Source organism: Novosphingobium sp. Sphag1I (assembly GCF_056279125.1).
In genome coordinates this window covers 48,823-71,782 of sequence record NZ_JBWBQS010000008.1, presented here as the reverse complement: position 1 = coordinate 71,782, position 22,960 = coordinate 48,823, and the positions used below count along the sequence as shown (strand labels likewise).

General features: G+C 61.0%; 19 protein-coding genes. 11 read left to right on the top strand and 8 right to left on the bottom strand.

All coding sequences use genetic code 11. The annotated features are described in order from the left end of the window. Window positions 1–16 precede the first annotated feature (16 nt). The 5 genes from adhP to ACZ9HU_RS10900 all read left to right on the top strand — a co-directional run bounded on the left by adhP (window position 17) and on the right by ACZ9HU_RS10900 (window position 5,606). Entirely contained in the window at window positions 17–1,042 is a 1,026-nt protein-coding gene (gene adhP / locus ACZ9HU_RS10920) for an alcohol dehydrogenase AdhP (protein ID WP_476105123.1), read from the top strand. A gap of 127 nt (window positions 1,043–1,169) precedes the next feature. Next, window positions 1,170–2,252, top strand: coding sequence for a hypothetical protein (locus tag ACZ9HU_RS10915; RefSeq protein ID WP_476104889.1), 1,083 nt, complete (start codon window positions 1,170–1,172; stop codon window positions 2,250–2,252). After that, entirely contained in the window at window positions 2,249–3,253 is a 1,005-nt protein-coding gene (locus ACZ9HU_RS10910; protein ID WP_476104887.1) for a KpsF/GutQ family sugar-phosphate isomerase, read from the top strand. Before ACZ9HU_RS10915 ends, ACZ9HU_RS10910 begins: the two co-directional genes overlap by 4 nt. Next, window positions 3,250–4,605 (top strand): RraA family protein, encoded by a 1,356-nt coding sequence (locus ACZ9HU_RS10905; protein ID WP_476104885.1) that lies wholly within the window; start codon window positions 3,250–3,252, stop codon window positions 4,603–4,605. The genes ACZ9HU_RS10910 and ACZ9HU_RS10905 overlap by 4 nt, the downstream gene beginning before the upstream one ends. Before the next feature lie 92 nt (window positions 4,606–4,697). Further along, entirely contained in the window at window positions 4,698–5,606 is a 909-nt protein-coding gene (locus ACZ9HU_RS10900) for an SDR family NAD(P)-dependent oxidoreductase (RefSeq protein ID WP_476104884.1), read from the top strand. Window positions 5,607–5,729: 123 nt separating this feature from the next. On the opposite strand, the gene ACZ9HU_RS10895 is transcribed toward ACZ9HU_RS10900, so the two are convergent. After that, window positions 5,730–6,323, bottom strand: coding sequence for a TetR/AcrR family transcriptional regulator (locus ACZ9HU_RS10895; RefSeq protein WP_476104882.1), 594 nt, complete (start codon window positions 6,321–6,323; stop codon window positions 5,730–5,732). A 207-nt stretch (window positions 6,324–6,530) separates the two neighbouring features. On the opposite strand from ACZ9HU_RS10895, the gene ACZ9HU_RS10890 reads away from it, so the two are divergent. The 3 genes from ACZ9HU_RS10890 to ACZ9HU_RS10880 all read left to right on the top strand — a co-directional run bounded on the left by ACZ9HU_RS10890 (window position 6,531) and on the right by ACZ9HU_RS10880 (window position 11,745). Next, window positions 6,531–8,939, top strand: a complete 2,409-nt coding sequence (locus ACZ9HU_RS10890; RefSeq protein ID WP_476104881.1) for a TonB-dependent receptor — start codon at window positions 6,531–6,533, stop codon at window positions 8,937–8,939. Window positions 8,940–8,942: 3 nt separating this feature from the next. Beyond that, a complete protein-coding gene (locus ACZ9HU_RS10885; protein WP_476104880.1) occupies window positions 8,943–10,082 on the top strand; it encodes a glycerophosphodiester phosphodiesterase in 1,140 nt (379 codons plus the stop codon). A 166-nt stretch (window positions 10,083–10,248) separates the two neighbouring features. Next, window positions 10,249–11,745 carry a phosphomannomutase gene (locus tag ACZ9HU_RS10880; RefSeq protein ID WP_476104879.1) on the top strand — a complete coding sequence of 499 codons (1,497 nt, stop codon included), beginning with the start codon at window positions 10,249–10,251 and terminating at the stop codon, window positions 11,743–11,745. A 261-nt stretch (window positions 11,746–12,006) separates the two neighbouring features. Here the strand turns inward: ACZ9HU_RS10880 and ACZ9HU_RS10875 are convergent, their stop codons facing one another. The 7 genes from ACZ9HU_RS10875 to cyoA are packed head-to-tail and all read right to left on the bottom strand — an operon-like array spanning window position 12,007 to window position 18,761. Then, window positions 12,007–12,543 carry a response regulator transcription factor gene (locus tag ACZ9HU_RS10875; RefSeq protein ID WP_476104877.1) on the bottom strand — a complete coding sequence of 179 codons (537 nt, stop codon included), beginning with the start codon at window positions 12,541–12,543 and terminating at the stop codon, window positions 12,007–12,009. Further along, window positions 12,540–13,841 carry an ATP-binding protein gene (locus ACZ9HU_RS10870; protein ID WP_476104875.1) on the bottom strand — a complete coding sequence of 434 codons (1,302 nt, stop codon included), beginning with the start codon at window positions 13,839–13,841 and terminating at the stop codon, window positions 12,540–12,542. Before ACZ9HU_RS10870 ends, ACZ9HU_RS10875 begins: the two co-directional genes overlap by 4 nt. Before the next feature lie 33 nt (window positions 13,842–13,874). Then, a complete protein-coding gene (locus tag ACZ9HU_RS10865; RefSeq protein WP_476104873.1) occupies window positions 13,875–14,600 on the bottom strand; it encodes an SURF1 family protein in 726 nt (241 codons plus the stop codon). Further along, the gene (gene cyoD / locus ACZ9HU_RS10860) at window positions 14,600–14,959 is read right to left on the bottom strand and encodes a cytochrome o ubiquinol oxidase subunit IV (RefSeq protein ID WP_476104872.1); all 360 of its coding nucleotides are present in this window, start codon (window positions 14,957–14,959) and stop codon (window positions 14,600–14,602) included. Before cyoD ends, ACZ9HU_RS10865 begins: the two co-directional genes overlap by 1 nt. Next, complete coding sequence (gene cyoC, locus ACZ9HU_RS10855) at window positions 14,959–15,573, bottom strand: cytochrome o ubiquinol oxidase subunit III (protein ID WP_476104869.1); 615 nt, start codon at window positions 15,571–15,573, stop codon at window positions 14,959–14,961. Before cyoC ends, cyoD begins: the two co-directional genes overlap by 1 nt. After that, on the bottom strand, window positions 15,573–17,591 hold the full coding sequence (gene cyoB, locus ACZ9HU_RS10850) for a cytochrome o ubiquinol oxidase subunit I (RefSeq protein WP_476104868.1): 2,019 nt from the start codon (window positions 17,589–17,591) through the stop codon (window positions 15,573–15,575). Before cyoB ends, cyoC begins: the two co-directional genes overlap by 1 nt. Before the next feature lie 12 nt (window positions 17,592–17,603). Next, complete coding sequence (cyoA, locus tag ACZ9HU_RS10845) at window positions 17,604–18,761, bottom strand: ubiquinol oxidase subunit II (RefSeq protein WP_476104867.1); 1,158 nt, start codon at window positions 18,759–18,761, stop codon at window positions 17,604–17,606. Window positions 18,762–18,981: 220 nt separating this feature from the next. Here cyoA and ACZ9HU_RS10840 point away from each other — a divergent pair, with 220 nt between their 5' ends. The 3 genes from ACZ9HU_RS10840 to ACZ9HU_RS10830 all read left to right on the top strand — a co-directional run bounded on the left by ACZ9HU_RS10840 (window position 18,982) and on the right by ACZ9HU_RS10830 (window position 22,748). After that, window positions 18,982–20,340 carry an MFS transporter gene (locus ACZ9HU_RS10840; protein WP_476104865.1) on the top strand — a complete coding sequence of 453 codons (1,359 nt, stop codon included), beginning with the start codon at window positions 18,982–18,984 and terminating at the stop codon, window positions 20,338–20,340. 69 nt (window positions 20,341–20,409) lie between these two features. Then, a complete protein-coding gene (locus tag ACZ9HU_RS10835; protein WP_476104864.1) occupies window positions 20,410–22,035 on the top strand; it encodes an ATP-binding protein in 1,626 nt (541 codons plus the stop codon). A gap of 20 nt (window positions 22,036–22,055) precedes the next feature. Further along, entirely contained in the window at window positions 22,056–22,748 is a 693-nt protein-coding gene (locus ACZ9HU_RS10830) for a response regulator transcription factor (protein WP_476104862.1), read from the top strand. The last annotated feature ends 212 nt before the right edge of the window (window positions 22,749–22,960 follow it).

The following is a 22,960-nucleotide window of genomic DNA, read 5'->3' as shown; positions in this document are numbered from 1 at the left end:
ATGTCCGATGACTTCGATCCCCCCCACCATGCGCGCGGCGGTTGTACGCGAATTTGGCGCCCCGCTGACCATCGAGCAATGGCCCGTGCCCACCCCCGCGCGGGGTGAAGTGCTGGTCAGGTTGGTCGCGACCGGGGTTTGCCATACCGATTTGCATGCCGCACATGGCGACTGGCCGGTCAAGCCGACCTTGCCTTTCATTCCGGGCCACGAGGGCGTGGGCTATGTTGCCGCTCTGGGCGAAGGGGTGGATGATCTGGCGATTGGTGACGCGGTGGGCGTGCCATGGCTGCATGATGCCTGCGGGCAATGCGAATTTTGCCAGACGGGCTGGGAAACGCTTTGTGAAAAGCAGCATAATACCGGCTATTCGGTCAATGGCACCTATGCCGAATATGTCACGGCGCCCGCGGCCTATGTCGGGCGTTTGCCAAAGGGGGCGGACCTTGTGCCTTTGGCCCCGATCCTTTGCGCCGGGGTTACGACCTATAAGGGGTTGAAGGAAACTGAGGCCCGGCCCGGCGAATGGGTGGCCATTTCAGGCGTGGGCGGACTGGGCCATGTCGCCGTGCAATATGCCAAGGCGATGGGGCTGAAGGTCGTTGGCGTCGATGTGGGGCAGGACAAGCTGGACCTTGCGCTGGCGCTGGGCGCGGATATGGCGGTCAATGCGCTGGACCTGGATGCGGCGGCGCGCGTGGTCGAGGCGACGGGCGGCGGCGTTCATGGCGTATTGGTGACGGCGGTATCGGTGCCCGCCTTTGAACAGGCGCTGGCCATGGTTCGGCGGCGGGGGACGGTCGCGCTGGTGGGCCTGCCGCCGGGGGCGTTTCCGACGCCGATCTTTGATGTCGTCCTGAAACGCATCACCGTGCGCGGGTCGATTGTCGGCACACGCCGCGATCTGGCCGAAGCGATTGCCTTTGCCGCAGAGGGCAAGGTCAAGAGCACGATCCAGACCGCGCCGATGGAAGATATTAATGCCATTTTCGACCGGATGATTGCCGGAAAGATCGAAGGTCGCATCGTCCTGACGTTTTGAACGCGGCGATTAGGTAAACCTGCATAATCAAGGCACAGCCATGCTTTAGGCATCCTTGTTCATAAAGCGAGGCGACAGGGGCGGACATTAAAAATCCGATTCCTGTTGCCAAGCTGCAGGGAACAGGATGCGCCTTCTCTTCTATCTTCCGGTGATCACGCCTTGGTGGTTTGAGGCCATCATTTCGCCCATGCTGGTGCGGCTGAACGACGACGCATGGGTGCATGAAATCCACGTGATGGTGGCCCCGCTCTGGCGCAATACCGGGGTGGAGGGGCAACAGCTCGAACCCTTGCTGGACCTGCATAAGCTGCGCTGGCACATTATGGACGAGGGCGACCCGTCCCGGTTCCGGATGCGCGGCATGGCCGTGCCGGGGCTGATTGAAACGGTGGCCTCGATAAAGCCTGACCTGACTTTGGCGCGAAGCTGTGATTTTGCCACGCCCGCCATGTTCCCCGGCATCGTCCGCTATATCATGGAGGCCGCCGCCGCCCCCTTCATCACCGATCCGACATGGGTCGTGCTGGAGGAGGAGCCCTTTTCCTATGGCTTCACGCCGGACGACTGGAGCCTCCCAGAGGAACTGGGCGAACGGGTCGACGCCTTGTGGCAGGCGGCCGCCAAACGCTTTGGCACGATTTCCATTCCCCTCTCGCGCCCGCAACTGGCCGTCCCTCTGCCCTATGAGCATGAGGAAAACCTGTTCCTTCAACACAGCGTCTATCGCGAGGGGGAGGTTCTGTTGCGGCATCTGCTCGACACCTTGCCCGAAGAATGGCGGATTACGGTCAGCGACCACCCGCTCAACACGCTGCATGTCGATCGCGGCGCTCTGAACGTGTTCCTTGCCACCGCATCGGATCGGTTGAGCGGCGCGCCCGATGACACCAATGCCATGATCGCGGGCGCGACAGCGGTCTTTACCGACCTTTCCAAGAGCTGGACGCTGGCTGCCTTTGCCGGAAAGCCGATGCTGCATCTGGGGCAAAAGCCGATGGCGCCGTGGCTGAACGCCCATGCCAATATTGGCGAATTGACGCCCCCTGATCGGGCGGCGGCGCGGCGTTGGTTCGAATGGCATCTGGCGGCGCGTTTGCTGCGGCCCGAAGCGGTCGAACTCAACCTGTTGCTGCGCCACGCCAGGGGGGAGCAGACGTTCGATGACATGGATGCCAATCTGGACGCGTTGGAAGTGATTGTCCCATGATCATGCAACCAGTCTTGCCCCTGCGCGCGGTCGAACTGGTTGCCACGCCGGTCGAGGAATGGGCGTTGGAGGTGCTGCGCGGCGAGATGCAGGCGCTGGCCGATTGTCTGGCCCAACCGCCGGAGGGATTGTCGGCCGCGATCCATGCGGTCGCGGCGACGCGGTTGCCGGTTCTGTGCTGCGGGGTTGGCAAATCGGGGCTGGTTGCGGCCAAAATTGCGGCAACCTTGTCCAGCCTCGGCACGCCTTCGTTCTGTTTGTCGGCGGGCGATGCCAGCCATGGCGACCTTGGCGCCGTCACACAGGGCAGCGTGGTGATCCTGTTTTCGAACAGCGGAACGACGGTGGAATTGATGCGTATTCTGCCCGGATTGCGCGACCGGCGGTGTCACCTGATCGGCCTTGTCGGTCGCGCCGATACGGCTCTGGCGCGCGCGGTGGATACTTTGGTGTTGCTGCCCATCCTGCGTGAAGCCGACCATCTGGGCATGGCCCCTACGGCCAGCACGACGCTGCAAATGGCGATGGGGGACGCGATGGCCGTTGCGGCCAGCCAGTTGCGCGGCTTCGCCCGCACCGATTTCCTGCGCAGCCACCCCGCCGGCGCGCTGGGCCAACGCGCTCAATCGATCCGCAGCGTCATGCGTGAAGGGGCTTCCTTGCCCCTTGTCGCGCCCGATGCCAGTCTGGCCGATGTGATTGCGGCCATTTCCATGGGGCGGATGGGAGCGGCATGTGTGGTCGACGGTGGCTATCTGGTCGGGTTGATCGTCGATGGCGACATCCGCCGTGCGGTGGCCGCCCGCCGCGACATCTATGCCGAACGCGCCGCCGACGTGATGCGCGCCGACCCCACCGTCCTTTCGCCCTCGGCCACCATGGGAGATGCGCTGGATCTGATGCGCGACCATGGGGCGGGGTTTTCCGTTTTGCCTGTGACCGATGACGCCGGTCGCCTGCTGGGCATGGTGCACAGCGTCGATCTGGTGCAGAGCCTATGAACGCCCATTCGTCCATCCCGTCCCGCCCGCGTGTGGCCGCCCTGATGCCCGCCAAGGGCAATAGTGAGCGGATCGAGGCCAAGAACACGCAGGTTCTGGACGGCGACCATCTGTTCCTGCGCAAATTGCGGCAATTGCTGGCCTGTGGGGCGGTGGATGCGGTCTATCTGGACACGGAATGCGATGTGATCGGCGCTTTGGTCGGTGATCTGCCGGTGCGCCGCCTGCATCGCCCGGTCGAATTGGCCAGCAATGCCTGCGACGGCCATGGATTGTTCGCATGGGAATGCGCCGCAGCCGATCAGGTCGATGGTCCCTATGACCTCTATCTTCAGGCCTTATGCACCGCGCCATTTGTCACCGAACACACCGTGGCGCGGGCCATTCAGGCGATGATCGACAATCCCGAAGCCGACAGCCTGGTCGCGGTCAGCCGTGCCAAGCAATATTGCTGGGACGGGGTTGAACCGATGTATGGCCGTGGCCGCATCCCCAACAGCGTCGAATTGCCCCCCACGGTGATTGAGGCCATGAGCCTTTACATCGTGCGCCGTCGTCCCGGCGATCCGGTGCCGACCCAGCGTTTCGGGCGCAACCCCATCCTGTTCGAACTGGACCCGACCGAGCAGGTGGACATCAACAATCCCGCCGACCTGATCATGGCCGAGGCGCTGTGTGCCGGGCACCGGGCGCAGGAGGTCACGCGGTTGCGCGCCCTGACGCAATATCTGTCCTCGCCTGTTCTGGCCGATATCACCAAGGAGATGGGGCTTCGCGCGGTCTTGCCCGCCCATATCGCGGCGACCAGTCCGGGCAAAATGCTGGGCCGGGCGCGCACGTTACAATTGGTGGCCATCACGGCGGAGGAGCGTGAAAGCGGGCGGTGGAAGGGCATTTATGATGCGCTGGATTCCTATCGTTTCGTGCGTCCCGGTTGCGTCATCACCGTCGCCAATGAAGCGCCCGGTTTTGCCTATTTCGGCGATCTGAACGCGACGCTGGCCATTCGCGCGGGGGCTGTGGGGGCGGTGATCGACGGCGTGACGCGTGACAGCCGTGATGTGTCGCTGCTGGGCCTGCCGGTCTATGCACGGCGGTCCTATTGCGACGATATCAAATATGAAGGCACGCTGGGTTCGATGAACATGCCGGTCAAGATCGGCGATGTGCGTATCGAACATGACGACATGATCTTTGGCGACGAAAACGGCGTGGTTGTCATCCCCCACGCGCTGTGGCCCAAGGTCGAGGAAGCCGCCTGGGACGTGCTGACCAATGAGGCGCGCATCCGCATTATGGCGGCGCGGGGAAGGCCCACCGGACAGATACTTTCGGAATGCGGGACGTTCTGATCCTCTTGCGCATCGCTCCTTACAATGTAAGTATAACATACAAAGGCGACTCAGGTTTCAGATCGCCCGTATGGTAAGAGAGGATGCGATTTATGCAGGATTTCAACGGGCAAGTTGCCTTTATCACCGGCGGCGCCTCGGGCGCTGGCCTAGGACAGGCGTTGGTGTTCGGTCGCGCCGGGGCCAAGATCGTGATCGCCGATCTGCGCGCCGATGCGATTGAGGCGGCCCTGACGCAATTGCGGGCCGAAGGCATCACCGCCCATGGTATCGTGCTGGATATCACCGACCGCGCCGCCTATGCCCGCGCCGCCGACGAGGTCGAGCAGGTCTTTGGGGCCGCCCCGACGATGCTGTTCAACACGGCGGGCGTGAACAGCTTTGGCCCGGTGGAAAAGACCACCTATGCCGATTTCGACTGGCTGATCGGGGTGAACCTTGGCGGGGTGATCAATGGCATGGTGACCTTTGTCCCGCGCATGATCGAGAGCGGGCGTCCCGGCCATATCGTCACCACATCCTCGCTTGGCGGCCTTTCGGGCAGCGCTCTTGCCGCGCCCTATTCGGCGGCCAAGGCGGCGGTGATCAACCTGATGGAAGGCTATGCGCAGGGGTTGGCCAAGTATAATATCGGCGTGTCGGTGATTTGCCCCGCCAACATCAAGAGCAACATTGCCGAGGCCAGCAAGCTGCGCCCCGCCGACCTTGGCCCGTCCGGCTATCGCGAGGATGAGGCGACGATCCAGTCGCTGCATTCGATCCACCGCCATGGGATGGAGCCGGTCGAATTGGCCGAATGGACCAAGAAGGGCATCGAGAAGGGCGACCTCTACATCATCCCCTATCCCGAAGCGAAGGAACAGATCCGCGCCCATTTTGACCGTATCGTCGATGCGGTCCTGCCGATCGAGGCCGATCCCGAAGGCGCCAAGGCCCGCACCCAGGCCTTGATGGAATGGGCGACCAATGGGGCAAAGGTTTTCGCCAAAACTGAGGGTTAACCGACAAGCCTGCGTCAGTGCAGGAATGGACAGGCGGAGGGATGCCCAAGGGTTTCGCCCTCCCTCCGCTCATATTCGTCGGATCAGGGGCTGGGCGCTACGCAGGATAGCGCTAAGGCGCTGTTATTTTTGACGCCGGCATTCAAAACCAGCGATCAGCGTATTCACGCTTTCGGTCATCGCCGGTTCAATCGGATCGAGTTGCTCCAGCGCCTCGCCGTAAAATTTGTTGAACCCGGTCCAGCCAATCACAATCGCGTGAATGGAGGCATGGAGCTGAATGGCCTCGGCCGCGGAAAGCCCCAGAGGTTGCAGAATTTCGGCCAAATGTTGCCGGAAGCCCCTGATTTCCTCGACACCATAACCCAGCGAAAATGTCAGGCGCGCCGCATCGCGGGCTCCGTGATACATGATCCACAGCGCGTGCGCGTAATTGGACGCCCAATCCTGCCATGTTTGGGCGGCGGGCATATCCTTGGTGGCCTCGGCATAGAGCTGCTTGCTCATGCGGCGCAGCAATTCTTCCTTGTTGGGGATGTGCCAATAGATCGACATGGCCTGTACGCCCAACCGCCCGGCAAGGCGCCGCAAAGAGACCGCGTCGAGCCCTTGTTCCTGCATCAAGGCGATGGCTTCATCCACGATGCGCTCGGCATTCAGCGGGGCAGAGGAGATGTCTGCGCCCGGCTTGTCGGAGGGATTTGTCGCGCTGCACATGATGAAATGCCTAGGCCCACATGCTGTGAATGGCAACTGGACACAAGCTTTAGGCATAAATCCTTGGCGGCGATTACCGAATGCAGCATTTTCACAAAAATGCCATCAATTTCATGGATTTGTCTCTGAACTGACGCGCAGTAGTCACGTGCTTCCCCTAGCGGCCTTCGCAACTGCAGCGCCATGCTGCAAAAGATGAGGAACGTCATGGGTCGAATCACATTGCGCGCCAGCCTTTCGCTGGTTGCCGTTTCGCTTGCGCTGGCCACCACGCCCGCTTTTGCCGCCAACCTACCTGTTCCTGCGGCCGATGCCGCCGACGCCTCGGCGGATATGGGCGAAACCATCGTCGTCAACGCCAAGACCACGCGTTCGGCCACGGCCATTCCGGCGGCGGAAATGCAGAAAATCCTGCCCGGCATCTCGCCGCTCAAGGCGATCCAGAGCCTGCCCGGCGTATTGTATGTGACCGCCGACCCGTGGGGCAACAATGAACAGAACGCCCAGATGTTCGTCCACGGCTTCTCGGCCCAGCAATTGGGCTATACGATGGATGGCGTGCCGCTGGGCGACCAGAACTATGGCAATTACAACGGCCTTTCGCCCAGCCGCGCGCTGATTTCGGAAAACACCGGGCGCACGGTTGTTGCCACCGGTGCCGGTGAATTGGGCGTGGCCTCGATCAGCAACCTTGGCGGTGCGGTCGAAATCTCCAGCCGCGATCCGTCGAACGAGCGCGGTCTGGAAATCAACCACACCGGCGGTTCCTATGGCACGGCGCGCACGTTCGTCCGCGTGGATTCGGGTGAATTCGGCAATGGCAACAAACTCTTCCTGTCGGGCAGCCGCCAGCGCGCCCGCGCATGGGACTTTGCCGGGGTTCAGGGTGGCTATCAGGCCAATGGTAAATTCATCCACGAAGACAGCCACGGCAAACTGACCGCCTATTTCGCCTATTCGGACAAGGTGGAGCCGAACGAAGACGCCACCACCATCTATACCAACCCCACCACTGCGGCGCAGGCCTATCAGCCCTATACGCGCCCCTTCACCTATCCCAGCTTCAGCGCGGCGCTGAACTATCTGGATGCCAGCGGCAATGTGCCGGCGGCGGCGGCCAACAATTATCGCAATTTCTATTCCGATGCACAGCGCACCGACTATCTGGGTTATGTCAAATATGATGTGAATCTGTCGAAGGCGGTCAAGTGGTCGAACCAGTTCTATATCCACCACAATGACGGCGTGGGCGTGGTGGCCGGGCCGATCACGGTGGCGGGCCTGCCTTCGCTCTTTGCGAAATACTTTCCCGGTCAGGATCTGAAAACCGTGTTCGGCGGATCGGGTTACGCCATCCGTACCACCGAATATATGATCCACCGCGAAGGCATCATCAGCAATCTGAACATTGACGCGGGCGATCACCGGATCGAGGCGGGCGTTTGGTTCCACCACAATGAATCTTCGGCCTATCGCCGTTGGTATCCGATGAATGTGAACACGCCCAACGCCTACAGCCCCTATATCCGCCCGACCGGCTATCTGATCACGCAATATGCGGTCGAAATGCGCACGGATAACCTGCAACTGCACATTCAGGACGCATGGCGCGTCAACAGCCGCCTGAACGTCGAAGGCGGTATCAAGACCAGCGCGCAATTCGCCAATGGCGTATTCACGGTGCAGGAAATCAACAACCCGCGCCCCAGTGGCCGGATCAATTCGACCAATTGGTTCCTGCCTTCGTTTGGCGCCAATTATGATCTGAACGGTTCCGAAAAACTCTATTTCAACGTCCAGAAGAACCTGCGCCAATTCCAGGCCTATGGCGCGGGCGGTTCGGCCGACCCGTGGAGCACCGGCAGCCAGGCAGCGTTTGACTACATCAAGGCCAATGTCCGCCCCGAAACGGCATGGGTTTATGAAGTGGGTCTGCGCAGCCACCGCAACTTCTCCGGCCTGCTCAGCAGCATCGATGCGCAGGTCAACTATTACCACGTCGATTTCAGCAACCGCCTGCTGGCGCTCTCGACATCGGGTGCGATCAATTCGATCAACGCCTCGACCACGGCGCTGTTCAACGTGGGCAGCGTGACCACAGATGGTGTCGACGCCGCCGTGACCCTTGGTTTTGGTCAGCATGTGAAGCTCTATAATGCGCTCAGCTATAACAGCTCGCGTTATGGCAGCGACTATTCGACCGTGACGGGCGCGGCCACCGGCACGCAGATCGGCGGCTATGCCACCGTTGGCGGCGTGGTTCCCACCGGCGGCAAGCAGATTCCCGGCTCGCCCCAGTGGATGAACAAGACTATGCTGACGGTGAATTATGGCGATGCCGAGGTTCAACTGATCGGCGACTATATCGGCCGCCGCTACGCGACCTATACCAATGACGCCTCGATCCCCAGCCTGTTCATGGCATCGGCCCGCGTGGCTTATCAGTTGCCCGCGCAACTGGTGCATGCCAAGAAGGCCGAGCTGAGCCTGAACATCACCAACCTGTTCGACAAGAAGGGCTGGTTGCAGGTGTCGAGCTTCAACAATGCTGGCAGCTTTGCGGCCTATCCGGTTGCCCCGCGCCAGTTCTTTATCACCCTGGCCGTGGGGCTTTGATCGATGCGTAATCCGCTCTCTCGTCGCAATGTGTTGTCGCAAGGTCTGCTGATGGCGGGCGCCGTGACGGGGGGGCGGAGCATGGCTTTTGCCGCGCCGGCGGGGGAGCGCGTTTCGGCGCGTGTCCGTCCGGCGCGGCCTTTGCTGTTGGCCCATCGCGGGGCATCGGCTTTGCGCCCGGAACATACTCTGGGTTCCTATGCCAAGGCGATTGCCGATGGGGCCGATTTCATTGAACCGGACCTGTGCTGTACCAAGGATGGCGTGTTGGTGGCGCGGCATGAAAACAACATTGCCGAAACCACCGATGTTGCGGCGCACCCTGAATTTGCCAATCGCCGGGTGGAAAAGGTGGTCGATGGTGAAAAGCTTGTCGGCTGGTTCACCGAGGATTTCACTCTGGCCGAATTGAAAACGCTGCGGGCCAAGGAGCGGCTTGGCGCAGTGCGGCCCGAAAGCCAGAGCTATGACGGCCAGTTCCAGATTGTGATGCTGGAGGAAATCGCCGATTTCGTCGCGGCCGAGGCGGCGGCGCGCGGGCGGGTGATCGGTCTTATTCCAGAGGTCAAACATTCGACCTATTTCGCCGGGATTGGTTTGCCCATCGAACCCCGCCTGATCGAACGGTTGAACGCCAGTGCTTATTTGAAAACGGCTCCTGTCGTGATTCAGAGCTTTGAGGTTGCCAATCTCAAGGCGTTGAAAAAGATGCTGGCGGGGCGGAGTAATATTCAATTGATGCAATTGGTGGGCGATCCGCGCCAAAGCCCTGTTGATTTCGTGGCTGCTGGCGACAAAAGGGTGTGGGCCGATCTGTTGACGCCGCAGGGGTTGGGCGAAATTGCCACCTATGCTGACTGGCTGGCGCCCGCCACGCGCATGTTGATCCCGTTGGAGGCCGATGGACGTCTGGGCAAACCGACCGGATTGGTCGAGGCGGCGCATCGTGCGGGATTATTGGTGGGCACATGGACATTCCGCCCGGAAAACCGCTTTATGGCCGCCGATTTCCGCAGCGGCGAAGGTGAAAACGCGCGCCATGTCGAAGGCAGCATTGCCGAAATCCGCCGCTATCTGGCGCTGGGGCTGGACGGGTTCTTCACCGATGATCCGGCATTGGGGTTTGCCGCGCGCGGCAATTGACGGTAACGGCGGTCGAATTGTCGTATCTGGTACAGCGCAGGGCATGCTGATGGTTCGTTTCCTACGATCCGATTAGGCACTTTGTTGCGATGCAAGATATTGTATAATGGAATTCACCTAGGCATCGACATGCCTTGTACAGTGCGACCGTACAAAGGAAGATCAAATGACCAGCACCGCCGCTCTTGCGCCGCTCACCGTTGATTTGTTGATGCAACAATCGGGTGTGCAATTTGGCACCAGCGGCGCGCGCGGAGAGGTCGTCGCGATGACGGACCATGTGTGCTACGGATACACACAGGGTTTTCTTTCTTATTTGTGTGAAATTGGCGAATATTCTGGCGGTCGTGTGGCACTGGCCGGGGATTTGCGCCCCAGCACGCCGCGCATTCTGGCCGCCTGTGCGCAAGCCATCCGCGATCTGGGGGGCGAGCCGGTGTTCTGCGGCTATGTTCCGACGCCCGCTCTCGCGCTCTATGCCTTTGGGCAGGCGATCCCCAGCCTGATGGTAACAGGCAGCCATATTCCCGATGACCGCAATGGCATCAAATTCTATCGCCCCGCCGGCGAAGTGCTGAAATCCGACGAAGCGGGCATGAAGCGTCAGGTGGTCAAGCTGGCCGATGGCGCGTTTGATGATGCGGGCATGTTGGTGTCGCCCGCGCCGTTGCCCAAAGTGACCGACGCGGAAACCGCCTATATCGCGCGTTATGTCGCGGCGTTTGGTGATGATGCCCTGGCCGGGCGGACCATTGGCGTTTATCAGCATTCAGCAGTCGGGCGCGATGTTGTCCTGTCCATTGTCGAGGCGCTGGGCGCCAAGGGCGTGCCGATTGGGCGTGCGACCAAATTCATCCCGGTCGATACCGAAGCCATCCGCCCCGAAGACGTTGTTCTGGCCCGTGAATGGGCGGCGGAATATGGGTTCGATGCGATCATTTCGACCGATGGCGACAGCGACCGTCCCTTGCTGGCCGACCATACGGGTGAATGGATGCGCGGCGACGTTTTGGGCGTCCTGTGCGCGCGGGCATTGGGTGCGGGTACGGTGGTGACGCCTGTGTCGAGCAACACTGTGCTGGAACTGTCGGGCGCGTTTGCCCATTGCGCGCGCACGCGCATCGGTTCGCCCTTTGTAATCGACGCCATGAATGCCGCGCTGGCCGCCGGGCAGGGCAATGTTTGCGGCTATGAGGCGAATGGCGGCTTTTTGCTGGCCAGCGATTTTGATTTGGGCGGGCGCAAGATTTCGGCGCTGCCCACGCGTGATGCCGTGTTGCCGGTGGTGGCAGTGATCGCCGCGGCGCGGGGGCGCCGCGTTGCCGATCTGCTGGGCGAATTGCCGCCGCGCGTGACCTATTCCGACCGCATTCAGAGCTTTGCCACCGAGCGCAGCGAAGCGATCTTTGCCGCCTTGCTGGAAGGTGGAACCCAGGAGCAGTTGGATCGGATGAGCGGCTATTTCGGCGGGATCGCGGGCGCGATCATCGGCGTGGATCTGACCGATGGTATCCGCATGTCTTGCGCGGATGGTTCGGTGTTGCACCTGCGCCGTTCGGGCAATGCCCCTGAACTGCGGTGTTACAGCGAAGCCGATGATGCCGAAAAGGCGGCGGCCATCAATGCGGCGGCGTTGAAGGTGGTTTTGGAGGAATTGGCGTAAGAGACTGTGCCTCCGGCGGGCAAAGGGCGGGGGCCCTTTGCAATCCCGTTATGGGGTGGTGTGAAGACGGCGGCGAAGCGTTTCGGGCAATTTTTGTAAAGCCTGCGGCGCGGCAACCTCATGCCTGATGCGCAGCAGGCTTTATAATTTCATCGCTGCGTCAATCCACTGTGCTTGATCCGGCGCGCAACATAGGCAGTATCGGGATTGCAAAGGAACCGAGTCCCTTTGCCCGCCGGAGGCAAAGCTCCCCAAACCCCATCACTTAACCTGCTGCTTTTCCAGCTTTCTGGCCAAAGTCCGTCGATGCATCCCCAACCGGCGCGCGGCTTCGGAGATGTTGAAATTGCATTCGGCCAGAGTGGTGTGGATATATTCCCATTCCACCGTTTTGATGCTGGTCTTGCGCCCTTCGACGGGGACGGCGGCATTGCCTTCGCGCTTGGAGAAGGCTTCTTCGATATCATCGGTGTTGGCGGGCTTGGCCAGATAATGCGCCGCGCCCAGCTTGATGGCCTCGACCGCCGTGGCGATGCTGGCAAATCCGGTCAGCACGACGATGGTGGTTTCCGGGTCTTTTTCATGCAGCATCTGCACACAGGTCAGCCCCGAAGCCGTACCCAGTTTCAGGTCCACCACCGCATAATGGAACCGCGTGCTTTGCATCAGCAGCGTCAGTTCTTCCGGGCTGGTGGCCAGCAGCACCTCGTAACCCCGGCGTTCGAACGACCGGCGAAGTGTGCGGCCAAAGGCGGGGTCATCCTCGACGATCACCAGATGGGGCAGGGGGTTGTTCATGATGCTCCTTTGCCCGTAAAAGCCAGCGCCGACAATGGGATCGATAGGATGACAAGCGCGCCGCCTTGTTCGGCGCCTTCCTCATCATCAATATTGCTGACCTCGATCCGTCCGCCAAGTTGACGCAAGACGTTGACCACAAGGAACAGGCCAAGCCCGCCGCCATCGCGCCCCTTGGTTGAGCGATAGGGGCGGCCGACCTGATCGATCATATCAGGCGCGAAACCGGGGCCGAAATCGCGCACGGCAATTTGCCAGATATCGCCGTCGCGCGCGGTGGCGATGGTGATACCTTCGGGCGAAACTTCCAGCGCATTGTCGACCACATTGCCGATAACCTGACGCAGCGCGGGGTCGGCGATGATGGGGACGTCCTCGCCCAGTCGGTCGTCCAATTCGATGGGAACGGGGCTGCGCGCGCGCCAGTCTTCAACGATTTCACACAGGAACCCGCGCGCTGTGGTGACGGAGGGGTTTTCGCCGCGCACTTCACCCGCCGCCATCAGGATGCCCGACAGGATGGCTTTGCAGCGTTTGAGTTCGGCCTGCATATCGGCCACATCCGCCGACAGGTCAGGGTCACCCGCGATTGTCTTTTCTCGCGCCCAATCACCAAGGATCACCGACATGGACGCCATGGGCGTGCCCAATTCATGCGCCGCGCCGCTGGCCAGCAATCCCAGCCGCACGATATGGTTCTCTTCTGCCGCCTGTTGGCGCAGGGCGGCAAGGGCTGCGCTGCTGGCTCGTTGGTTACGATCCATACGGACCACGAAATAGACCAGAATGGCCGCGATCAGGACAAAGCAGGCCAGACTGCCCAGCAGATAGAGCCGGAAATGTTCGCCAGCATAAGCGGGCGGCAATTCCAGTGGCCTATAGTCAAAGGTCAGAAACGCGACATCGCAACAGGCCACCAGCGCGACAATCCAGCTCCACCGTGCAGGCAAAAGAATCGCGCCCAGCATGATCTGGACCAGAAACAGGAAGATGAAAGGATTGGTCGCGCCGCCGGTGAAATAGAGCTGCCAGCTCAACGCTTCGACGTCGAGCATCAGCGCGCCCAGCAGTTCCAGATAGGAATAGCCCGCGCGTTGCCGCCCATAGGCCCATGTGCCGACATTCATCAGCGCCAAAAGCGCTGGCACCGCCACCAGTTCGGCCATGGGTAGCCTGACGTCCAAAACGCGCCAGGCCACCCAGATCGTGACCAATTGCCCCAGCACCGCGATCCAGCGCAGCTGAACCAGCAGGCCCATGTTGCCATAGGAGGCCGGGGCAATGTCAAAGTCGGCCATGTGTGTCGGTTGTGATGCCATGGCCGCGCTTTATCAGGCGCCGCGCCGACAGACCAGCCAGATGCCGAACAGGCTGGCCAGCGCCATGGCGAACCATGTCAGCGCATATTGCAGATGGTTGTTCGGGAATTGCACCACGGTCAGCCCCGGCACCGGTTGCCCGGCAATTTCAGGCCCTTGTGCGTCAATGAACCAAGCGGCATTGCCCACGACGCCGCGTGCCTCGGACATGGCGGCGACATCGCGCGAATACCAACGGTCCTGCGCCGGGACATTGGCCTGAAGGAACCGGCCTTTCGGTTCGGTCTTGCGCAGCAGGCCGGTGATGGCCACTTCGCCCATCGGGGTGGACGCGGCGATGGACTGGGCCGTGCTGCCCAGCGGGACATAACCGCGGTTGATCCACACCGCCCGCCCATCACCCATGCGCAGCGGCGTCAGCACCCAATAGCCCGCGCCGCGTTCGGTCAGCGCCGACACCAGCGTGGTGGCCTGCGTTTCAAACCGCCCCAAGGCCCAGACGCGGCGATATTCCAGATCCGCCAGTTCCGCCTTTGTGGGCACCATGGGTAACATCCGCGCCTCGACCGGATTGGCCGTGGACACTTCATCGACATGCGCGATCAACGCGCGTTTCCATGCCAGCCTGTTCACCTGCCATGCGCCCAATGCCGAAAACAGCACCGCACAAAGCAGCAGGGCGGCCACCGGAATAATCCGGCGCCGCCCCTTTTGCTGGCCATTAAGGCCGGACTTCATCAGCCCATGCCGTCCATCTTGACCGGCATCATGTTGGTGTTGAGGTGGAACATCACCCACAACGTGCCCGACAGGATGATCGCCACCAGAAGGATGGTGAAGAGCGCGGCCATCAGGTTCCAGCCGCCCTCGATCTTGCCGTTCATGTGCAGGAAGTAGATCATGTGGACCACAACCTGAACCGCGGCAAAGGCGGTGATGATGATGGCGGCGGTCGATTTATCGGCAACCGCGCCGGTCATCACCAGCCAGAAGGGGATGGCGGTCAGGATGACGGAAAGGACGAAGCCGATCACGTAATCCTTGGTGGTGGCGTGGAACGCAGGCTCGTGGCCATGCCCGTGTGCGTGGTCAGCCATTAGCGCAGCACTCCCATCAGATAGACAAAGGTGAACACGCCGATCCAGACCACGTCAAGGAAGTGCCAGAACAGCGAGAGGCAGGACAGGCGGCGCTGGTTGGCCTCGGTCAGGCCATGCTTACCCACCTGGAACAACAGCGTGACCAGCCAGATCGAACCGAAGGTCACGTGAAGACCGTGGGTGCCGACCAGCGTGAAGAAGGCCGACAGGAAAGCGCTGCGCTGGGGTCCTGCGCCTTCCTCGATCAGGTGATGGAACTCGTAAAGTTCGATCGAGAGGAAGCCCAGACCAAAGCACAGGGTCAGGATCAGCCAGCCGATCAGGCCCTTCTTGCTGCCATTTTGCATCGCGATCATGGCAAAGCCATAGGTGATCGACGAGAAGAGCAGCAGCGAGGTGTTGAGCGCCACCAGCGGCAGATCGAAGAGATCCTTGGGCGCCGGACCCCCGGCATAATTGCCGCCCAGCACCGCATAGGTGGCAAACAGCATGCCGAAGATGAGGCAGTCGCTCATCAGGTAGATCCAGAAGCCCAGCGTGGTGCTGTAGCCGTCCGGATGGGCGTGTTCGTGCAGATCGTAATACTGCTCGGTGAGGTTGGTGCTCGCCATTACGCGGCTCCCTTTTCCAGCGCGGCCAACTGGGCCGTGCGCGCAGCTTCCACCTCGGCGACATGGTCGGCCTTGATATAGAAGGTGCGGTTATAGTTGAAGGTGTGGAAGATGGCGGTTGCAACAACACCCACCAGCATCACAATGGCCAGCCACCAGACCTGCCAGATCAGCGCGAAACCGCAGACCGTGGACAGACCCGCCAGCACGATACCGGCCCAGGTGCCCTGCGGCATATAGATGTCCTGAAAACCTTCGACCGGACGGGTGACGCCCTTGGCCTTCATGTCGGCCCATGCGTCAATGTCATGGATCTTGGGCGTGAAGGCAAAGTTGTATTCCGGCGGGGGCGACGAGGTGGCCCATTCCAGAGTACGGCCGCCCCACGGGTCGCCGCTTTCGTCCTTGTATTCTTCACGCTTCCAGATCGACACGGCGAACTGGATGAGCATCGCGCCGATACCGGCGGCGATCAGCAAGGCACCTGCCAGCGCGATCCAGTAGTAAACGCGCATCGGGTCAAAGCTGGCGTCGAACACGCGCATACGACGCGTCACGCCCATGAAGCCCAGGATGTAGAGCGGGGTAAAGGCGATCCAGAAACCCGGAACCCAGCACCAGAACGACACCTTGCCCCAGAACTGGTTCAGCTTGAAGCCGAAAGCCTTGGGCCACCAGTAGTTGATCGCGGCAAACACGCCCCAGACCACGCCGCCGATGATGACGTTATGGAAGTGGGCGATCAGGAACACCGAGTTGTGCAGCACAAAGTCGGCGGCGGGCACAGCCATCATCACGCCGGTCATACCGCCGATGGTGAAGGTGAGCATGAAGGCAACGGTCCACATCATGGGCAGTTCAAACCGGATGCGGCCACGGAACATGGTGAAGAGCCAGTTGAACAGCTTGGCCCCGGTGGGGATCGAGATCACCATGGTGGTGATGCCGAAGAACGAGTTGACCGAAGCGCCCGAACCCATGGTGAAGAAGTGGTGCAGCCAGACCGAGTAGGACAGGATGCCGATAACGCAGGTGGCGTAAACCATCGAGGTATAGCCGAACAGGCGCTTGGAACAGAAGGTCGAGACGATTTCCGAGAACACGCCGAAGACCGGCAAGACCAGAATGTAAACCTCGGGGTGGCCCCAGATCCAGATCAGGTTGACATAGAGCATCGGCGAACCGCCGAAGTCATTGGTGAAGAAGTTGGTGTGGAACACGCGGTCCAGACCCAGCAGGGCCAGAACAACGGTCAGCACGGGGAACACGGCAACGATCAGGATGTTGGTGACCAGAGCGGTCCAGGTGAACACCGGCATCTTCATCATGGTCATGCCGGGCGCGCGCAGCTTGATGATCGTGGCGATCAGGTTCACACCTGAAAGCGTCGTACCGACACCGGCCACCTGAAGCGACCAGATGTAGTAATCGACACCCACGTCAGGGCTGTACGCCAGACCCGAGAGCGGGGGATAGGCCAGCCAACCGGTACGCGCAAACTCACCCACAAAGAGCGAGAGCATGACCAGCACCGCGCCGCCCGCCGTCATCCAGAACGAGAAGTTGTTCAGGAAGGGGAAGGACACGTCGCGTGCGCCGATCTGAAGCGGCACGACATAGTTCATCAGGCCCGTGACGAAAGGCATCGCCACAAAGAAGATCATGATGACGCCGTGGGCGGTGAACACCTGATCAAAGTGGTGGCTGTTCAGATAACCGTCCGAACCGCCAAAGCCCAGCGCCTGCTGGCTGCGGATCATGATCGCGTCGGCAAAACCGCGCAGGAACATGACCAGACCCAGGATCATGTACATGATCCCGATCTTCTTGTGGTCCACGCTCGTGAACCACTCTTTCCAGAGATAGGACCACAGGCGGAAATAGGTGAGCGCACCCACCAGCGCGATGCCGCCGAGAGACACGGCCGCAAACGTGGCGAGCACGATCGGCTCGGTAGGGATCGCGTCCGGGCCAAGGCGGCCCAGAAGCGGTGTCCAATGGGAATGTGTCGGGATCATGGGATCTCGCTATCAGCTAAGAGGGGTGCGCGCAGGGGCGGCCAGCGTCAGCTTGGCAGCGGCGGCGGGAACGGGGGTCTTCACACCATCGGGAACGCAGATCGCGCGAACGAATGCCTTGGTGCGAGCGTCAGCCTGCTGGGCGGCGCGACCGGGGATGACGGGGATGGTCGTTTCGCGGCCATTTTTGTCATAGGTCAGAGCGGCGACATTATAGATGCCGGCCTTGCCCGCGCCACCGCGAGCGTCCAGCGCCATCATGTCACGCACGCACATCTTGCCCGGACGGACGCAAAGGTTGACGACCTTGTCGAACAGACCATCATCAACGGCGGTGAAGTGACGGACCGGTTCCTTTTCGCTGGGCTGTTCCAGCTGGAGGTAGGCGACGGTGTCGAGCGAACCGGCGCTGGCATTGTCGGCGCCCTTGGCGATGTTGGCGGTCCACTGGTTGAAATCAGCGTCGGTCATGCCCAGCGTCTTGAAACGCATGTGCGAGAAGCCTGCGCCCGAATAGTTGGCCGAGAAGCCGTCAAACGTGCCGGTCTTGTTCAGAACCGCGTTCAATTCGCTCGTCATGCCGGGCATGGCATAAATCTGGCCAGCGAGAGCCGGGATATAGAAAGAGTTCATCACCGAGGAGGCCGAGATGCTGAAATGCACCGGGCGATCTACGGGCAGAGCCAGTTCATTCACCGAGGCAATCTTCTGCTCGGGATAAATAAACAGCCATTTCCAGTCCAGCGCCACAACCTGCACTTCGAGCGGCTTCGCGTCCGCAGCAAGGGGCTTGCCCTCTGCGATGCGCGAGACCGGACGGAACGGGTCAAGCGTGTGGGTGGTCACCCAGGTCAGCGAGCCGAGCGCGATGATGATCATCAGCGGTGCGGCCCAGATCACCAGTTCGAGCTGGGTCGAATGGTGCCATTCGGGCTCGTAGCGGGCGCCGGCGTTTTCGCGATATTTCCATGCGAAATAAACGGTCAACGCCATCACCGGGATGATGATGATCAGCATCAGCAGCGTGGCGGTAACCACCAGGCTGGCTTCCTGCTTGGCAATGTCGCCCGCGGGGTTCAGCACCACCGGGCTACAGGCGGAGAGCGAGGCGAGCAGGGCAAGGCTGCCGAGCCGGCTCACAAGGCGAAAGGGGGTGGGTTGCGTGCTCATGGCGCCCGCGCGTAGGAGGCTCATGCTGCAACCGCGATAGGACATATTGTCCCATCAATTTGATTGCCATCAAATCGCTTTTGATGCAGTCTCTGATCAGTCCCTGTGAAAGGCGCTGAAATCTGCGGTTTTCCGTCCATTTCGGAACCTTTTTCCGGAGGCGAAATTATAGAGAAAAGCCGGGTTGTTCCTTTGGGAAAACACCGGCCCGATTATGGGGATGCTGATTATGACCACCTCCGTTTCCAACGGGGTGGCCGCAGGGGTCGTTTCGGGCCATGCTGGCCATTCCGATCACGTTTCTCCCGGTGAAATCGCCATTGGCGTGATCATTGGACGCACGTCGGAATTTTTTGACTTTTTTGTCTATGCCATCGCTTCGGTGCTGGTATTTCCGAGCTTTTTCTTTCCCTTCACCGATGCCTATACGGGCACGCTTTACTCCTTCGCGATCTTTCCGCTGGCCTTTGTCGCGCGACCGCTGGGCACTTTCGTGTTCATGACGGTTGACCGGCTGTATGGCCGCTCGGCCAAGCTGGCGATTGCGCTGTTCCTGCTGGGCGGTTCGACGGCAGCGATTTCCTTCCTGCCGGGCTATGCCACGCTGGGCAGCGGGGCGATCATGCTGCTGGCCCTGTTCCGTCTGGGGCAAGGGTTTGCGCTGGGCGGAAGCTGGGATGGTCTGGCTTCGCTGCTGGCGCTCAATGCGCCGCGTGATCGTCGTGGCTGGTTTGCGATGGTGCCGCAATTGGGCGCGCCGCTGGGGCTGATCGTGGCCTCCTCGATGTTCGCCTTTTTCGTCTCGTCGCTGCCGACCGAGGACTTCCTCAGCTGGGGCTGGCGCTTCCCGTTCTTTGTGGCTTTCGCGATCAACGTGGTGGCTCTGTTTGCCCGTCTGCGTTTGGTGGAATCGCCTGAATTCGTTCGCCTTTTCGAAAGCCGCGATCTTCAGCCGGAAAAGGCCATCGTCACCATCCGTGAAGAAGGCCGCACCATCCTGATCGGCGCACTGGCGCCTCTGGCCAGCTTTGCGCTGTTCCACATGGTCACGGTTTTTCCGCTTTCCTATGTGATGCTCAACACGCCTGAACGGCCCGCCTCGTTCCTGATTATCGAAACGGGCGCGGCCATGATCGGCGTGCTGGCGATCATCGTGTCGGGCTATATGGCCGACCGTTTCGGGCGTCGTGCGGTGCTGGGCGCTTCGGCGGCGGCGATTGCGGCGTTTTCGGGTTTTGCCCCGCAATTGCTGGGTCAGGGCACCGGGGGCGAAGTGGCCTTTATGACCATCGGTTTCGCCATCCTCGGCGTCTCTTTTGGCCAGTCTTCGGGCGCTGTGGCTTCCAGCTTCTCGACTCAGCATCGCTATACCGGCTCGGCTTTGACCAGCGATATTGCATGGTTGGTGGGCGCTGCCTTTGCGCCGTTGATCGCGCTGAAACTGGCCACGACTTATGGGTTGATCTCGTCGGGGGCCTATCTGCTCTCCGGTGCTGCGGCCACGTTGATCGCGCTGTGGGCCAACCGCGAACTGGCGGGTAATCGCAACGCGATGTCGCCGATGTCGCTGGCGGTGTAATTGTTTCTCTCGCGGGCCTATGCCTAATGGCATTGCCCGCGGGCCACAGTTCTGTAATGGAAAGGGGGCGTGAAAAGCCCCCTTTCTCTTGACCTGAAGGCTATTGCAGAGCCCGATCCGCCCATAGCCGATGATCGCGGCGCATGGCGTGCGCATCCGCTATGGCCTTACCTTTGCTCGCTGGGGCTGGTGACGGGCTTTTCGCTGGTTGGCATCCTGCTCAACCCTTGGTTGGGTGAAGGCTATGCTTCGCTGGTCTTTGTGGTGGGCGTGTCGATGGTGGGCGCGCTTTATGGGCTGATGCCCTCGCTGCTATGCGCGCTTTTGTCCTCGCTGCTGTTCGACTTTTTCGTGTCGGAACCGGTGTTTGAATTGGCGATCAGCAGGACGACCGACCTTGCCCCTCCGGTGGTTTTTGCCCTTTGCGCGGTGATTTCGGGGCTGCTCTCGGGCCGCCTGCGCGACGAGGCGACGCGCGCCAATCGATCGAACCAGCAATTGGCGAGCCTCCTTTCCCTCTCGCGCCAATTGCAGAGCGCCAGCAGCGACGAGGCGGTCCACGCGATTCTGATGGAAAGCATGTTGGCCGGACAGGCCGGACAGATTGGGCTGTATCGCATGATCGACGGCGCCGCCGTGCCGGTGGGGGACAGCCAGGCCACAGCGGAATGGATCGATCTGGCGCGGGCGGCGATGCAGTGGGAGCCGGAATGGATCGAGGACGAGCATCTGGTCGGATGCCGCCTGTTGGCGGGCGAGCGCTGCGTGGGTGCGATGATCCTTGACCGGGCTACGGCGCGCGGGCGCGGGGTCGGATTTATGCTGGCGCAGGGTCGGATGGCTGCGCTGGCGCTGGAACGGATAGACCTGTCGCTGCGCCTGTCCGAGGCCCATGCCCATGCGCGCACCGAGGAGTTGAAATCGGCGCTGCTGGCCTCGGTCAGCCATGATTTGCGCAGCCCTTTGACCGCGATCAGCGCCTCGGCGGCCAGTCTTTTGACATTCGGCCCGCAATTTGACCGCGAGACGTCGCATGAATTGCTCGACGGCATCGTCAAGGAGGCGGCGCGCCTCAACGACCTGACGACCAATCTTTTGCAGATGACGCGATTGGAGGCGGGCGAGGAGGGGCTGAGCTGGTCGCTCCTGCCCGTTGGGGAAAGCCTGCGCGCCATCATGGGGCGGGTGCAAAGGCATCGCCAGACTCATCCCATGACCTTGCACATGCCGGCGCAGGAATTGCTGGTGCGCACCGATTCTACGCTATTTGATCTGGCCGTCACCAATGTTTTACAGAACGCCATACGTTACAGCCCCGCCGGATCGCCCATTACGATTGAGTGCAGCGCGCAAGGTGAGGGCGCCAGCATCGCGATCAGCGACGAAGGCTATGGCATCCCGCCCGCCGAGCAGGAAAAAGTCTTCGATCGCTTCTATCGGCTTGCCCGCGATGCGCGGGTGCCGCAAGGCTCGGGGCTGGGGCTGGCGATTGTCCGGGGCTTTGTTCAGGCGTCGGGCGGTACGATTAAGCTTGAATCCCCGCTGCGTGATGGGCACGGAACGCGCATTACCATCACCTTGCCGTTGATGGTGCAGGATCAGAGCCACATCGACGGGGCCATGGCCCATGACGATGATGACGATGCAGAGGCCTCTGTCGGTTCGGCGGGTGGCGCTGCGGATATCAGGGCATAAAGGGAAGCGGTTCTATCACGATGGTTAGCGGTCATATTCTGCTGGTGGACGATGAAGTGGGCATTGTGACGGCGCTTCGTCCGGCGCTGCGCGCGGTCGGGCATGAGGTGACGGTGGCCAGCGATGGCACGGCGGCCTTGGCCAGTTTCATGCTGGCCGATCCCGATGTCGTGCTGCTTGATCTGGGCCTGCCGGATATGGATGGCAAACAGGTCATCCGCAAAATCCGCGAAACCTCCTCAACCCCGATCATTGTGATTTCGGCCCGCCATCAGGAAGCGGAAAAGATCGCCGCTCTGGACGAAGGGGCCGACGATTATGTCGATAAACCCTTTGTTCTGGGGGAATTGCTGGCCCGTGTGCGTTCGGCGCTGCGTCGGCGTCAGAATTTGATCGAGGTCCCCGAAGGCGTTGATCTGGGCGATTTGAGCATCGATTTCGGCACACGGGAAGTGCGCCTGCGCGGCGAGATGATCAAGCTCTCGCCCAAGGAATATAATCTTTTGCGCATGTTGGCCGATAGCGCGGGACAGGTGGTGACGCAAAAACGCCTGCTGGCGGCGGGCTGGGGCCGGTCCGAGGCCGATCCGCAATATTTGCGCGTGTACATCGGCATGTTGCGGCAAAAGCTGGAAATCAATCCGTCCGACCCGCAGATGATCCTGACGGAACCGGGCGTGGGCTATCGGCTTTTGGTGTCCGCGCCCGCCTGAAACAGCCATAGAAAGCGGGTCGCCTTCATATCGCTTAGAGATAGGTTGATAGTGAAGGCGACCGCGCCAAGTTGCGGATCGGAAAGCCAGACGATGCGTCGGCCTGCTTTTGTTTTTCTGAAAATCAGACTATATTTGTGCATGCTCTGTTGCACCTAAAAATGGCATATATGCGCCCGGTTTACGCCATTTCGGTTGCAAGCTTTGTGTTG